This window comes from Streptomyces nanshensis, assembly GCF_001751255.1.
Lineage (GTDB): Bacteria > Actinomycetota > Actinomycetes > Streptomycetales > Streptomycetaceae > Streptomyces > Streptomyces nanshensis_A.
This window is the reverse complement of record NZ_LJGW01000129.1, coordinates 1-15047: the sequence shown is the minus strand read 5'-3', so window position 1 is coordinate 15047 and position 15047 is coordinate 1. Positions and strand designations below refer to the sequence as shown.

The 15047-nt window shown below is 71.5% G+C and carries 11 protein-coding genes and 1 tRNA gene; 7 read left to right on the top strand and 5 right to left on the bottom strand.

Going from position 1 to position 15047, the window contains the following annotated elements; all coding sequences use genetic code 11:
• The first annotated feature begins 82 nt into the window (after window positions 1-82).
• Window positions 83-784: a DUF305 domain-containing protein gene (locus AN218_RS07530; protein ID WP_079131909.1), complete on the top strand. Its 702-nt coding sequence runs from the start codon at window positions 83-85 to the stop codon at window positions 782-784.
• Between the two features lie 97 nt (window positions 785-881).
• Here the strand turns inward: AN218_RS07530 and AN218_RS07525 are convergent, their stop codons facing one another.
• Window positions 882-1679: an SAM-dependent methyltransferase gene (locus AN218_RS07525; protein WP_070015983.1), complete on the bottom strand. Its 798-nt coding sequence runs from the start codon at window positions 1677-1679 to the stop codon at window positions 882-884.
• 289 nt (window positions 1680-1968) lie between these two features.
• On the opposite strand from AN218_RS07525, the gene AN218_RS07520 reads away from it, so the two are divergent.
• Window positions 1969-3636, top strand: coding sequence for an MFS transporter (locus AN218_RS07520; RefSeq protein WP_244900333.1), 1668 nt, complete (start codon window positions 1969-1971; stop codon window positions 3634-3636).
• Here AN218_RS07520 and AN218_RS07515 read toward each other — a convergent pair.
• A complete protein-coding gene (locus tag AN218_RS07515; RefSeq protein WP_070015989.1) occupies window positions 3633-4535 on the bottom strand; it encodes a DMT family transporter in 903 nt (300 codons plus the stop codon). The two genes, AN218_RS07520 and AN218_RS07515, sit on opposite strands and share 4 nt — an antisense overlap.
• Window positions 4536-4923: 388 nt before the next feature.
• Between AN218_RS07515 and AN218_RS07510 the strand changes: the two genes are divergently transcribed.
• From AN218_RS07510 to AN218_RS07500, 3 genes are all read left to right on the top strand, one after another.
• Window positions 4924-5250, top strand: coding sequence for a hypothetical protein (locus AN218_RS07510; protein WP_070015982.1), 327 nt, complete (start codon window positions 4924-4926; stop codon window positions 5248-5250).
• Between the two features lie 305 nt (window positions 5251-5555).
• Window positions 5556-7991, top strand: a complete 2436-nt coding sequence (locus AN218_RS07505) for a SpoIIE family protein phosphatase (protein ID WP_070015981.1) — start codon at window positions 5556-5558, stop codon at window positions 7989-7991.
• Window positions 7992-8079: 88 nt separating this feature from the next.
• Window positions 8080-8283 (top strand): hypothetical protein, encoded by a 204-nt coding sequence (locus tag AN218_RS07500; protein WP_070015980.1) that lies wholly within the window; start codon window positions 8080-8082, stop codon window positions 8281-8283.
• A gap of 16 nt (window positions 8284-8299) precedes the next feature.
• On the opposite strand, the gene AN218_RS07495 is transcribed toward AN218_RS07500, so the two are convergent.
• The 3 genes from AN218_RS07495 to AN218_RS07485 form a co-directional block, all read right to left on the bottom strand.
• The gene (locus tag AN218_RS07495) at window positions 8300-8815 is read right to left on the bottom strand and encodes an ATP-binding protein (protein ID WP_244900332.1); all 516 of its coding nucleotides are present in this window, start codon (window positions 8813-8815) and stop codon (window positions 8300-8302) included.
• Window positions 8816-9168: 353 nt separating this feature from the next.
• Window positions 9169-10407: a helix-turn-helix domain-containing protein gene (locus AN218_RS07490; protein ID WP_070015979.1), complete on the bottom strand. Its 1239-nt coding sequence runs from the start codon at window positions 10405-10407 to the stop codon at window positions 9169-9171.
• A gap of 279 nt (window positions 10408-10686) precedes the next feature.
• Window positions 10687-10773: transfer RNA gene (locus AN218_RS07485), tRNA-Leu, on the bottom strand.
• A 593-nt stretch (window positions 10774-11366) separates the two neighbouring features.
• Between AN218_RS07485 and AN218_RS07480 the strand changes: the two genes are divergently transcribed.
• Both AN218_RS07480 and AN218_RS07475 read left to right on the top strand, forming a co-directional pair.
• Window positions 11367-12206 (top strand): ABC transporter ATP-binding protein, encoded by an 840-nt coding sequence (locus AN218_RS07480; RefSeq protein ID WP_079131908.1) that lies wholly within the window; start codon window positions 11367-11369, stop codon window positions 12204-12206.
• Window positions 12207-12435: 229 nt separating this feature from the next.
• The gene (locus tag AN218_RS07475) at window positions 12436-14997 is read left to right on the top strand and encodes an ABC transporter permease (RefSeq protein ID WP_070015977.1); all 2562 of its coding nucleotides are present in this window, start codon (window positions 12436-12438) and stop codon (window positions 14995-14997) included.
• The last annotated feature ends 50 nt before the right edge of the window (window positions 14998-15047 follow it).

Genomic DNA, 15047 nt, shown 5'->3' with positions numbered 1-15047 from the left:
AGCCGATTCACGGCGAGCCGGCTCACACCGGGTCGATTCGCATCGAGCTGTATCGAGCAGCAGAAGCAGGAGCAGCACGACCATGAACAGCACGTACACGACCCTGCCCGCACGCCGTTCCCCGTACGGCCTCTCCCCCGGCGGTCCTTCCCTGGGCCGCGCCTCCGTCGGCCGCGGCGTGCGCGCCGCCGCGTTCACCGCGTTCGCCGCGCTGGCGGCCCTCGCGCTGACCGCGTGCGGCGGCGGTCAGGAGAGCGGCGGCGAGGACCACGGGGCGGCTCACCACGGCGGCAAGAAGCCTGCCAAGAGCGCGGGCGCCGCCGACGTCGCCTTCGCGCAGGGCATGATCCCGCACCACCGCCAGGCGCTGGAGATGTCCGAACTGGCCGCGTCCCGCGCGGAGTCGGCCCGGGTGAAGTCGCTGTCCGAACGGATCGCGAAGGCGCAGAAGCCCGAGATCGACAGGATGTCGGGCTGGCTGAAGGCGTGGGGCGAGAAGGTGCCGGCCGCGGGCGAGGACCACTCGCAGCACGGCGGCCACTCGGAGCACTCCATGCCCGGGATGATGACCTCCGAGGACATGACGCAGCTCAAGAAGACGTCCGGCGAGAAGTTCGACCGCGCGTTCCTGCGGATGATGACGGCCCATCACGAGGGGGCGGTCACGATGGCCCGTACGGAGGAGTCGGACGGTTCGTACGCGCCCGCGAAGGACATGGCACGGGAGATCCGTCGCGCGCAGACCCGTGAAATCGCGGAGATGCGCGGGCTGTTGAAGAAGTAGCACCCCGGCGCGTGCCGCCGCCCGCCGTCCCGTCGGCTCCGCCTCGTACGGCGCCCGGCGGGCGGGACGGCGGCGCCCGTCCGGTACGGGACCCCGCTTACGGCTTGCGCGCGACCCCCGCGTGGATCAGCGCCCTGTGGTCCGGGATCTGCGGCCCCTCCCCGTCGGGACGCCACCGCGGCGCGGGCACCAGTCCGGGCTCGATCAGCTCCAGCCCGTCGAAGAAGTGCAGGACGGTCTCGTGCGAACGAGCCTGTCCGTCACTGACGTTGGAGCGGTAGAAGTCCGCGGCCCGCTCGGACTTCTCCGGCTCGGCGGTGTCCGCGGTGCCGTGCGAGAGGACGAGATAGCTGCCGGAGGGCAACGGCTCCATCAGCCGGGCCACGATCTCGTACGCGGTCTCGTCGTCCGCCACGAAGTGCAGCAGCGCCACGAGCGACAGCGCGACGGGACGGTCGAGGTCCAGGGTCTCGCGCACCTCCATCGAGGAGAGGATCGCCTCGGGCGCGGTGACGTCGGCGTGCAGATACGCGGTGCGGCCCTCGGGCGTCGAGCGCAGCAGGGCCTGTGCGTACTGGAGCACGATGGGGTCGTTGTCGGCGTAGACGACGCGGCAGTCGGGGGCCTCGGCCTGTGCGACCTGGTGCAGATTGGGCTCGGTGGGGATGCCCGTGCCGATGTCGAGGAACTGCCGTATGCCCGCCTCGCGCGCCAGATGGCGCGTCGCACGGTGCATGAACGCGCGGTTGGCGGCGACCAGTTCGCGCACTCCCGGCCACATCTGCTCGAAGCGGCGGCCCGTCTCCGCGTCGACCTCGTAGTTGTTCTTGCCGCCGAGCCAGTAGTCGTAGACGCGTGCCGAGTGCGGCTTGCTGGTGTCGATCTCGGGGTTCACGGCGGGTCTCCTCACGGCCGGGCGATGCTCCCTGCGGACGGGGGCCCGGATCGTCGCTCTCCGGCAGGGCTTGGCCGGAGTTTATGCGCGTTGAGCGGCGTACGGGGACGGGAGTGGCGGTCGATGACGTGAACGGCCGGTTCCGCACCCCGGGTTCCCGCGCACCCTTTGCGCCCGGCGGGGTACCCGGCCGCCCGCGCGGCCCGCCGTACGGACGCAGGGAACGCACGGAGGACGTACGGACGGACGGGACCCGGCCCGGGGCGGCGTACGAAGCGGAGGAGCGCCAGTGCCCGAGGGAAGGACGCCCGGAGACGACGGACCCGGGCCGGAGCCCGATCCAGCCGGCCGCGGGCCGGAACCGGATACCGGCCCCGGCAGCCGTGAGCCGGCGCCGCAGGAGCCCGTACCCGAGCGCGGCTCCGGCCCCTCGGAGGAGACCGGCGAGACCGCGTCCGCCGCTCACGCCCGCCGCTGGAAGGCTCTCGCCGTCTGCCTCGTCGCGGGCTTCATGTCGCTGCTGGACGTCTCGATCGTCAACGTCGCCCTCCCCTCCATCCGGGAGGGCCTGCACACCACCGAGTCCGGCTTGCAGTGGATCATCTCCGGCTACGCGCTCTCCTTCGGCCTCTTCCTCGTCCCCGCGGGGCGCATGGGCGACGCCCGCGGACGGCGCCGCGTCTTCATGGCGGGGCTGGCGCTGTTCACGCTCGCCTCCGCCGCGTGCGGTGCGGCCCGCGGCAGCGCGTGGCTGGTGAGCGCCCGGCTCGTACAGGGCCTGGGCGGCGGGCTGATCGCACCACAGATCTCCGCCCTCATCCAGCAGATGTTCGGCGGAGGGGAACGGGCCCGCGCCTTCGGCATGTTCGGCACGGTCGTCGGCGTCTCCACCGCGATCGGACCGCTGCTCGGCGGTGTGATCATCCAGGCCGCGGGCGCGGACGAGGGCTGGCGGTGGGTCTTCTACGTCAATCTGCCGACGGGGCTGGTCTGTCTGTACCTCGCGCACCGGCTGCTGCCGGACACCCCCACCGCCGGTACGCGGCAGAGCACCCGCTCCCTCGACCCGCTGGGCGTCCTCCTGCTGGGGGCGGGCGTGCTGGCGGTGCTGCTGCCGTTCGTCCAGGCCCAGCAGTGGCACGGAGACGGCAAGTGGCTGCTGCTGATCGCGGCGGCCGTGCTGCTGGCCTGCTTCGTACGCTGGGAATCGCGCTGCGGCAGCGGCGGTACGGAACCGCTGGTGGCGCTCTCGCTCTTCCGCATCCGCTCGTACTGGACGGGCTGTGTGCTGATCCTCTTCCACTTCGCGGGCTTCACGTCGATCTTCTTCATCACCACGCTCTATCTGCAGAGCGGACTGCACTTCACCGCGCTACAGGCGGGGCTCGCGATCACCCCGTTCGCGCTGGGCTCGGGAGCCGCGGCGCAGTTCGGGGGCCGGCACGTGGACCGGTACGGACGGAGCCTCGTGGCCTGCGGACTCGCGCTGACGGCCGTGGGGCTGGCGGGGACGGCGGTCACCGCGCACGCCGTACGGGGGCCCGCGGCGGGCTGGTATCTGCTGGTGCCGCTGCTGTTCGCCGGGCTGGGCACCGGCCTGGTCATCTCCCCGAACCAGACGCTGACGCTCTCCCGCGTACCGGTCGCGCGGGGCGGCAGCGCCGCCGGGGTGCTCCAGACCGGGCAGCGCATCGGGGCGGCGGTGGGCATCGCGGGCATCGGGGCGCTCTTCTTCGGCCGCCTCAACGAGAGCCACGGCGTACCGGGGTCGGGCGACTGGCGCTCGGCGTACCAGCACGGGCTGATGCTCTCCGTCGCCTTCGTACTGCTGGCGCTGGGGGCGGCGCTGGCGGACGTCTGGACGGGCGGACGGGAGGACGGACGGCCGGCGCCGACGGGCTCCTCCGGTACGCCGGGCACGTCCGGGGCGCCGCGTCCTTCGCGTCCGTCCGGCTAGCGCGGGCGCCCGCCCTCGTCGAACGCGGCCTCCTCGCCGTCCGGGGAGGCCGTGCCGGTGGGCATCGCGGGATGCCGTCCCAGCAGGAAGACCCCGCCGACCGCGGCCGACAGACCCACGATCTCGCCCGTGATCGCCAGCGGCGTCACCCGCACCGTGTCCCCCAGGACCCCGATCCCGCACACGATCCCCGCCAGCGGCTCCGCGGCCGTCAGCGCGGGCAGCGACTGCCTCAACTGCCCCGTCTCGAAGGCGCTCTGGACCAGGACGAGTCCGACGACGGCCGCGGCGACGACCGCGTACGGCTGCCAGGTCGTGACCAGCCCGACGATCCCCCGCTCGTCCAGGATCGTGCTGGACTCCCGGGTCATCGCGTCCTGGAGTCCGTAGAGCACACCGGCCGCGGCCGCCAGCAGCGGCGGCTCCTCGACCAGGCGCAGATGGCGCGCGATCACGACGAGGACCAGGGCGACGGCCACCACCGAGCCCAGTACGAGCCAGTGCCGCAGCGCGCCGACGTGGTTGCCGTCGGACCCCTCGGGGGCGCCCGCCAGCATGAACATCGCGACGCCGCCGCTGAGCAGCACCACCCCGCCCCAGCCCGCGCGTCCGAGCCGCTGCCCGCTGATGTAGCGGGCGAGGGCCATCGCGAAGAGCAGATTGGTGGCGAGCAGCGGCTCCACCCGCGAGACGTCGCCCCCGGCGAGCGCGAGCGCGCTGAGGATCTGGCCGATCACCATGAAGCCGATGCCGCACAGCCAGCGCGGCACCTTCATCAGATCGAGCAGCAGCCGGAACGAGAGGATGTCGGCGAGCGGGGCGCGGGCTGCGGCCTCCTGCTGGAGTACGAAGCCGAGGCCCAGAAAACAGGCCCCGACCAGGCCGTACACGTAGACCATGATCGGCATGCCACTCCACGGCGCTTGAGCGGGCCCGGCGGTGCGCCGCGTCCGTCCGGTGTGAGGGGTTCTGTCTGACGTGTCTCAGCATCTCCCATTCACCCCGGGACCCGGAGGGCGCTGGGCCGCGACACAGGTGATTGCCCACGGAGCGGACGAACAGAGGCGGGCGGTCGCGGACGGGGACGGGAATGAGGACGGGGATGGAGCCGGAGCCGGAGACGGACGGGCGGACCCGGGACCGACCCCGGGAGCGACGCTGACCGGAGGGGCGGATTCCGGCCGTGGGGACGACCGATGGCCGGAATGACCCCACCGCACCGTGCCGCACCGGCTCGCTTCCATAACAGGGGCGCGAGGAACCGGGCGGGCTGCCTAGCGTTGAGTTATGAGTCTGATGACCGAGGGGGAGGCACCGGGTCCGGTGCGGTTCTATCTGGCCTGCGACGACATCGGCTGCCCCGCCCGCGCCGTGTTCGACCTCGTGATCGACGACCCTCCGCCCCCGATCGAGGACGACCTCTTCGGGCACATCCTGCACAGCAGCACCCGCGCCGCCCCGTACCTCGAAGAACAGGGCTGGACGTTCAACCAGGGCATCGGCTACTGGTGCCCGGCCTGCTCCACTCCGCGCTCACAGCGCTCCGCACCGCCCAGGCCGGGACGCCGCGGCCCCGCACGCCGCCAGCGCCGGGACCCGCGCGGCCCGCAGTAGCGCCCCCCGCTCCCCCGAGCCCGTACGTACGGATGCCCGGAAGGGTCCGTACGCCCGCGAGCCGGTACCGGCGGCTCGGACCCCGGCGGACGCGCCCCGGCGCGCCCCCTCCACAGCCCCGCGCACGCCCGCGAATTCCAGCCTTTCCCCTCCCGGCGGAAGCCCGGCCCCCGCCCGTACGCCCCCGCCGGCGCCCACCCCTATGTACCGGTTCCACCACAGAGGCGCACCTCTGCCCACTGCGGTTGTGTCTGCTCCCGTATGGATCGACCCTGTAAGAAACGTATCCAGGCTGGATTGGTGCCATGAACGCGTGGAGCGATGCCGAGACCATCGACTTCCGTGGACCACTCGACGTGACGAGTGCGGCCACGGTGCTGCTCGACAGCGAAAGCGTGGTCATCGGATGGAGCGAGGCGGCCGGAGACCTCTTCGGCTATGAACCGCGCGAGATCCTGGGCCGGCCCCTCGCCACGCTGGTCGTCGACCGTACGTCGCGGGATCAGCCGCTGATAGAGCTGCTGGACCGGTCCGTCGGCCCGGCATGCCGCAGTCAGGCCTGCATCGCGCGCCACCGGGACGGCCACCGCTTCGACATCGCGATGACCCTCTGCTCCCTCGCGGGCCCCGAAGGCCGTCCCCCGCAGATCATGGTGGCCGCCGCCCTCGAACCGCTGCGTTCCTGGGAGGCGCACCAGGCAATGCTGCGCGGGCTGGCGACGCAGTCCCCGATCGGTCTGGGCATCTACGACACCGACCTGCGGCTGACGTGGATAAACGCCAAGTACCAGACGGAGATAGACCGCAAGGTCAGCGAGTACGTGGGCAAGCGCGTCAACGAGCTGTACGACGGCGGCTCGGTGATCTCGGAGGGCTATCCTCCGCGGCTCGAGGACGTCATGCGGAACGTGATCGAGACCGGCGAACCCGTCTTCGGCCTGCTCTACGAGGCCCGTCCGCCCTTCGATCCGGATCACGACCACGTCTGGTCCTGCGCGTACTACCGGCTCATGGACGCGGACGGCCATGTGCTCGGCGTGTGTGAGGACGCCCTCGACATCACCGACCGCTACCGGGCGCAGCAGCGGCTCGCGCTCACCGTGCGCGCCGGTGTGCGCATCGGCACCACCCTGGACATGGTCACGACCGCGCGGGAGATCGCCGAGGTGGTCATCCCGGCCTTCGCGGACGGCGTCACGGTGGACCTGGTCGAAGGCGTACTGGAAGGGGAGGAGCCGCGTCCGCCGGGGGACGCCCCGTCGCTCATAAGAGTCGTGGAGCGCGTGGGCAGTCCGTACGCCCCTGCCGACCTCCCCGGCGCTCCCTCCGACGTCCCGTATCCCGTCGAGTACGAGCCCGACTCGCCGCAGCTCACCTCGCTCGCCTCCCGGCATGCGGTCACGGTCGACCGGCAGAGCGCGCCGGGCCCAACGGACGGAACGGAGAACGGAGTTCACGCCACGCTCGCCGTGCCCCTCCGCGCCCGCGGCACCACCATGGGCCTCGTCACCTTCATGCGCAGCGCCAACCCGGCCCCGTTCGACAACGACGAACTCGCCCTCGCCAACGAGCTGGCGACCCGTACCGCGCTCTCCGTCGACAACGCCCGCCGCTACACGCGCGAGCGCGCCTCCGCCCTGACGCTGCAACGCAACCTCCTCCCGCGCGGCCTGCCGGAGCAGTCGGCCGTCGACGTCGCCCACCGCTATCTCCCGTCCGACGTCGGACTGGGCGTCGGCGGCGACTGGTTCGACGTGATCGCCCTCTCCGGTACGCGCGTGGGCCTGGTCGTCGGCGACGTCGTGGGCCACGGCGTGAACGCCGCCGCGACGATGGGACGGCTGCGCACCACCGTCCGCGCCCTCGCCCGGCTGGACCTCGCGCCGGACGAACTGCTCTCCCGCCTCGACGACCTCGTGCTCCAGGGCGCGGAGGATCAGGAGCCCGGCGCCGTCCCCCGTACCGACGAGGGGCTCGGCGTCGCCTGCCTCTACGCGGTGTACGACCCGGTCTCGCGCCGCTGCACCGCCGCGCGCGCGGGACATCCGCCCGCGGCGAGCGTCGACCCCCAGGGCGACTTCAGGCTGCTCGACATCCCGCCGGGTCCGCCGCTGGGCGTGGGCGGCCTGCCGTTCGAGTCGATGGAGGTCGAACTGCCCGAGGGCAGCCTGCTCGCGCTCTTCACCGGGGGCCTCGTCCAGGACCGCGACCGCGACATCGACACCGGCGTCGAAAAACTCAAGGGCGTGCTCAGCGACCGCGAAGGCACGCTGGAGGAGCTGTGCGACCGGGCGCTGAGCGAGTTGCAGCCCGACGGTCCCGCCACGGACGACGCCGCGCTCCTCCTCGTCCGTACCCACGAGCTGGGCGCGGACCAGGTGACCGCCTGGGAGCTGACCGCGGAGCCGAGCGCGGTCTCGCGCGCGCGGACGCTGGTGATGGACCGGCTCGCCGAATGGGGCCTGGACGAGATGGCGTTCACGACCGAACTCGTCGTCAGCGAACTGGTCACCAACGCCATCCGGCACGCGGTCGGCCCGATCTATCTGCGTCTGATCCGGGACCGCAGCCTGCACGTCGAGGTCTCCGACAAGGGCCACACCTCCCCGAACCTGCGCCACAGCGCGACGGACGACGAGGGCGGGCGCGGCCTGTTCATCGTGGCGCAGATGGTGCAGCGCTGGGGCACTCGCTACACCACCTCGGGCAAGACGATCTGGACCGAACAGGCGCTGCCCTGAGCGCACTTGCGTTCCGTATCCGCGCCCCCGGCGCCGTACTCACGGCACCGGGGATGCGGTACGCCGGTACGGGGCGCACCCTGGGCCTATGGCTGCCCCGATCGTCGTACACCCTCCGTCCCCGAGCGGTGGACGCCGTGTCACCGCGAACGGGCGAATCCTCGGCCTCGCGCACGACCTGCGCGACCTGGCCGAGTTTCTGCGCCGCGCCGGGCTCGACCCGGACCATGTGCGGTTCGACGACCCGGAACTCATCGAGTGGCGCCGGGTCGGCCCCGACGTGTGGACCTGAGTCCGCTCCGGTCCCCCTACGGGGTCTGTGACGGGAGGTTCGCGCTCGATTCCGCGGGCTGTGTGTGGACTTCGGCTCGTACGGTCTTGCCGGGATGGCCGGGCGGATGGGCGACGACGGCCCAACGGTCCGCGAGCATGCCGACGATGAGCAGACCGCGCCCGTTCTCCGCGTCGCAGGGGTTCGAGCGCGGCTTCGGGCGCCGCTCACCCCGGGTGTCGGTCACCTCGATACACAGCACCGCATCCGTCGCGGTGAGGCAGACACGGAAGTCCCTCCCCGGTACATGACCGTGCCGTACGGCGTTCGCACACAGCTCCCCGGCGATCGAGACCATCGACTGATACGCCTCGCTCTCCGGCGAACACCCCCACTGCTCCAGCCTCTTGGCCACCAGCCGACGCGCCAACCGCGCACCACGCGGCGTCGAAGAAAAACGCATCGCGAACCGCGGCACTAACGGTGACGGCGCCCCGTCGGCCTCTTCGTCGGCCGCTTCTGCGACGGTGTTGCCTGCTGCGGGCAGGGTCATGATCGCCTTTCAATTCGTCGTGATGGAGGGGTGCGCCCGGAGGCAGAGCCAGCACGGGCGCCGAGGGCGCGTCCAATTTCCCCGGGGCGGGGGTCTGTTGGGCGGGCTACTTCTTCCCGCCGGTGGTGACGCGGGGGCAGCAGCACGCATGCGCACCGCGTCCCAGCTCACGCCTGCGCATCTCGGTTCAGCGCCGGGTCCGGCGCCCAACGACCCCGCCGACGCGGGCAGTTTCGGCATGGTGGGCACAGAGGGAACACCTCTCGGTCTGTGAGTGGTCGGTCACTCACAGACCGTAGGAGCGCCCCGGGAGGAGCAGGGGCAGGAATCCTGCCCCTCGTCAGATCCCTTTCTCAGGCGGCGAGAACGCCCACCTTGACCGCGAGTTCCAAGGCGCGGCGTCGGCGCTCGGGCGCCTTCGCCTCGGTCTCCTCCAGGATGATGCGGCGCGCATAGCCGTTGTAGCGGATCGTCTCCGGGGCGTTGGTGTGTGCCTTCGCCAGCGTTTCCAACGCCGTCTCAGGCTTCCCGTCCAACTGGTACGCGCGCGCTTCTTCGATGCGATGCCGCGCACGGCGCGGACGGGACGGGATCGATCGAGCGTCGGCCCGGGTCGCCTGCCGCACGCTCTCGCTGCCGGCGTGCAGTTCGACGGCCAGCGTCACCGCGTGGGCGCCCATGACGGCACGTGAGAACGATGTGATCGGGTGGTAGTAGTCGGCGGACAGTCCGTGCGCCGAACGGTCTGCCGTGTCCCACCATCCCCACGCGCTACCGGTGTCCCCACGGCGTGCAGCGGTGTACCCGGCTGCTACCTGCAACGCCCCTGCGACGGCGCGTACTTCCTCGGCCGCGTCGGGCAAGCGGGGCTCCAGCCGTCGCAGGGCTTCATGAGTCACCGCGTCCGCGCCGTCGTAGTGCCCGGAGTCCCGGTGCGCTTCGGCGGTCAGCCATGCGGCCATACCGAGCGCGTGCGGGTCCTCGGATTCCTGCGCGGCGACCATGCCTCTCTCGGCCACTCGCCACAGCAGGGCCGAATCGGGCTGGTAGGCGAGGAAGAACTGTGCGAGCGAGTACACCTCTGCAAGCACGGCTTGCGCGGCGCGACGCTCCGCCGGGGTGCCGGCCTGCCGTACGGCGAGTTGCCCGTCACGGATCAGGTCGGGCAGCAACGCCCCTACGACATCACGGTGGTTGGGCGCCGAGTGCCGAGCCGCCCACGCGTGCGCAAGGCGCGCCCGCAAGTGCTCAGCGTCCGGTGCCGGCCGGTCGTCGGCGGCGGGAGGGAAGGCGTCTACGGCTGCGCGCACGTCGGGCAGGCGGGCGTGACCGGGGCCGATGAAGAGGTCTGTGGGCATTCGGGCATCGCCTGTGAGGTCGGAGAGGTTCCGCACTCGCAGCGCTTCGGCCATACGAAGCACCATCGGAAGCGAGGGGGTGTGAATGTCTCCGCGCTCTACTTGCTTCAGCCAGGACGGGGACCTGCCCAACAGCCCGGCAAGCACCGGCCTTGTCATGCCACGGCGCGTCCGCAGGATACGGAGGCGCTCTCCGAACGCGATCGGCGCCGGGGTGACGTCGGGGTACGACATGGCTCCGCCCCTTTCCTGTGCGGCTCGGCACCCACCAGGGTATGGGGCGGGGCCGACGTGTGGCACTGACGCACGGGACACCGGACACCGAACAGGCCGCGCCCCGGGCGTACTTGGTGCGTACGGCGGATCGAGAAAGTCGGCACCCGGTAGGTGTACGGAGCGGAGTTCCGGGAAGGCGCTCGGCGCCGGCGGATGGGTCCGGTGGCCGGGCCCGGCGTCAACTGCGGGGCCGAGGCCGCCAGATGGGGACTCAGCCGTACGGCTCTGACGCGTGGGTGGTGCCCGGAGCCGGACTTGAACCGGCACGGCCCTCAAGGGCCAACGAGGTTTAAGCTCGTCGTGTCTACATTCCACCATCCGGGCACCGGCTCCAGGGACCCGCCGGTTACACAGAGCGCGCGGGTTCCTACCCCAGGGTGCAGGGAGAGCCTATCCAGCGTCAGACCCCCAACTGCGGGGCGTCAGCCCGATGTTGTCTTATTTTATGGGCACCTGACGTGCCGTCAGTACCGCGTCCCCCACTTCGGAGCCCCGCCCCGATCACGTCGCAGGCACCGGAAATGACGGAAAGTCGCCGTCCGGACACCGGGGTCGACACCCCATGAGGACCGGCCGACCAGCCGGTTTTCGGCGCGGTACGCGCGACCGCGCGCGGACCCTCGCCCCGGCCCGGGACGCATCCCCGCGCGCCCCTCGCGCCCCTCGCGCGACGGTCCGCTGTGCTCCCGTGCCCCACGCCGACCCGTCCCCCAACCGTCCGCGAACCCGTCCCGGTCCGTCCCCGCGACGTCCCCGGTACCGTCCGCGAACGCCCCCGCCCCCGTCCCGTACCGTCCCGCTCCGGTCTCAGGGGAGCCGTCATACCCAGGGATGACCGCGTACATCGGCCGTACCCCGCAAGGCGGGCCCCGATACGGGCACCCTGGCTGATCCGTGGGGGCGCACGGGAGGACACCATGGTGTGGTCCCGAGAACCGCACGACGTCCGACAGGAGCGCCCTCCCGTGACCACCACATACTCCTCCCGCGTACCGGCCGCAGCCCCGGCACCCGCCGGTGTCGCCGCCGCACGCGCCACGGACCTCTCGAAGGTCTACGGACAGGGCGAGACCAAGGTGGTCGCCCTGGACGCCGTGTCCGTCGAGTTCCAGCAGGCCCAGTTCACCGCGATCATGGGGCCGTCGGGCTCCGGCAAGTCGACGCTGATGCACTGCATGGCGGGGCTGGACTCGGTCACCGGCGGCAGCGCGCTCATCGGCGACACCGAGCTGACCAAGCTCAAGGACAAGAAGCTGACGCAACTGCGCCGCGACCGGATCGGCTTCATCTTCCAGGCGTACAACCTGCTGCCGACGCTCAACGCCCTGGAGAACATCACGCTGCCGCTCGACATCGCGGGCCGTAAGGCCGACAAGGCGTGGCTCGACCGCGTCATCGAGACCGTGGGGCTCTCCGGGCGGCTCAAGCACCGTCCGAGTCAGCTCTCCGGCGGTCAGCAGCAGCGGGTCGCCGTCGCGCGGGCGCTGGCGTCCCGGCCGGAGATCATCTTCGGGGACGAGCCGACGGGCAACCTCGACTCGCGTTCCGGCGCCGAGGTGCTGGGCTTCCTGCGCAACTCCGTACGGGAGTTGGGGCAGACGATCGTGATGGTCACGCACGACCCGGTGGCCGCCTCGTACGCCGACCGCGTCGTCTTCCTCGCCGACGGGCGCATCGTCGACGACCTGTTCGGACCGACGGCGGAGTCCGTGCTCGAACGCATGAAGAGCCTCGACGCCAGGGTGCGTACGAGCTGAACCGGGCGGCCGGGCGCCCGCACGCACCGAGCCCGCCGCCCGCCGAGCCGCCGCCCGTAGCGCTCGCTACGCCCGTCCCGCCCGTACGACGCCGAACTCCCGGAAGCCGGGAGCCGCTTGAGGCCCGCGCGGCCCCGTGCCGCACCGGCCGGCCAGCCAGCCAGCGACGCCAACGAGCAGGCCGAGCGCTCCCGTTCCCGGACCCAGCCTCCAGACCCAGGACTCATCCATGTTCCGTACCGCCTTGCGCAACGTCTTCGCGCACAAGGCCCGGCTGCTGATGACCGTGCTCGCCGTGCTGCTCGGCGTCGCCTTCGTCTCCGGCACCCTGGTCTTCACCTCGACCATCTCCTCCGCGTTCCAGAAGAGTTCGGAGAAGGGCTTCGACAACGTCGACCTCGCCATCGAGGCGCCCAGCGGATCCGGCGCCGCCGCCGGACCGCCCCGCGCCAGGCCGGGCGAGGAGAAGAAGCTCTCGCAGGCCCTGCTCGACAAGGCCGCCGCCCTTCCCGGCACCCAGCGCGCCACCGGCTCCGTGACCGGCTTCACCGCGCTCGCCGACAAGAAGGGCAAGCTCGTCGGCGAGGGCTGGCAGACCACGGGCGGCAACTACGACCCGGGCCGCGACGGCCGCGGCGAGGACGCCCGTTACCCGATGAAGAAGGGCCGTGCGCCGCAGCGGGCCGACGAGGTCGCGATCGACGCGGCGACCGCGAAGCGCGTCGGTTTCCATGTCGGCGACACCGCCCGGATGTCGGTCAACGGCCCCGTGCTCAAGCAGCGCATCGTGGGCGTCTTCCGCACCGACGACGGCAACGTCGCCGCCGGCGGCACCCTCGTCCTCTTCAACACCCCCACCGCGCAACGGCTGTTCGCGCAGATCGGGGAGTACGACCAGATCACGCTGAAGGCCGCGCCGGGCACCACGCAGGACGAGCTGAAGTCGCAGGCGAAGGAGATCCTCCCGGCCGGCGCGAAGGCCGTCACCGGCAAGAAGCTCGCCGCCGACCAGTCGAAGACGATCAAGGAAAGCATGAGCGGCATGCAGACCGCGATGCTCGTCTTCGCCGGTATCTCGCTGTTCGTCGGCATCTTCATCATCGCCAACACCTTCACCATGCTCGTCGCCCAGCGCACCAAGGAGCTGGCGCTGCTGCGCGCGGTCGGCGCCGGGCGCCGCCAGGTGACGCGCTCGGTGCTGATCGAGGCGCTGGTCGTGGGCGCGGTCGCCGCGGTGGCCGGGCTGGGCGCGGGCGTCGGCATCGGCGCGGCGCTGCGGTCGCTCATGGGCCGCTTCGGCGCGACCGTCCCGGACGGTCCGCTCGTCGTGGACGGCACCGCCGTCGCCGCGTCCCTCGCCACGGGCATCGTGGTGACCGTACTGGCCGCGTGGCTGCCCGCGCGCCGGGCCGCGAAGGTACCGCCGGTGGCGGCGATGAACAGCGTGCACGCGGCGGCCTCGACCCGGTCGCTGGTCGTACGCAACACCCTCGGCGCGCTGCTGGCGGGCGCGGGCACGGCGCTGGTGATCTACGGAGCGGGCGTGGAGGGCACCGACTCGGCCAAGCTGCCGCTCGGTGCGGGCGCCGCGACGCTGCTGATCGGCGTCTTCGTTCTCACGCCGCTGCTGTCGCGTCCGCTGATCGCCCTCGCGGCGCCGTTCCTGCGGGTCTTCGGCGTCTCGGGGAAGCTGGCCCGGCAGAACTCCGTACGGAATCCGCGCCGTACGGCCGCGACAGCCTCCGCGCTGATGATCGGTCTCACGCTGATCACCGGCATGACCGTGATCGCCGGAAGCGTGCAGCAGGCCATCGAGAAGATGGCCACGGACTCGCTCAAGGCCGACTACACGGTCAGCATGGCCAACCAGACCTACCTGTCGCCCCAGGTCGAGCGGAAGCTGGAGCGCTCCGACCAGGTCGAGGCCGTCAGTCCGCTGCGCAACTCCCCCGCTCGGGTGGGGAGTTCCACGGAGTACCTGACGGGCGTGAAGGGCGAGTCGATCAGCACGCTGACCGATCTGCCCTTCGTCTCCGGCGGCTGGGACGGGCTGTCCGGCGACAAGGTCGTCGTGGACAAGGACACGGCCGAGGAGAAGGGCTGGAAGACCGGTTCGACCTTCCCCGTCACCTACGAGGACGGCAGCAAGAGCCGGTTGAGCATCTCGGGCGTCTACGAGGGCAACGAGATGATCAAGGGCATCATGGTCGACACCGCGACGCTCGACCCGCACATGAAGCAGGTCACGAGCATGCAGGTCATGGTCAAGACGAAGGACGGCGCGGGCGAGTCCGCCAAGTCCTCGCTGGAGAAGGCCATGGGGAACAACCCGGCGGTGCTCGTCCAGGACAAGAAGGACGTCTCGGAGTCCATCGCCCAGGTCTTCACGCTGATGCTCAACATGCTCTACGGGCTGCTCGCGATGGCCGTCATCGTGGCGGTGCTGGGCGTGGTCAACACGCTGGCCATGTCGGTCTTCGAACGCTCGCAGGAGATCGGGATGCTGCGCGCGATCGGCCTGGACCGGCGGGGCATCAAGCGGATGGTCCGGCTGGAGTCCCTCGTCATCTCGCTCTTCGGCGGGGTGCTGGGGATCGGCCTGGGCGTGTTCTTCGGCTGGGCCGCGGGCAAGATCATCGGCCAGACGCTCTCCACGTACACGCTGGTGCTGCCGTGGGAGCGGATGGGCATCTTCCTGGCGCTGGCCGCGGTCGTGGGCATGCTGGCCGCGCTGTGGCCGGCACGGCGGGCCGCCAAGCTGAACATGCTCGCCGCGATCAAGACCGAGTAGCCGAAGGGCACTTGGGGCCTGCGGCGGCCCGGCATCCCACGGGGTGCCGG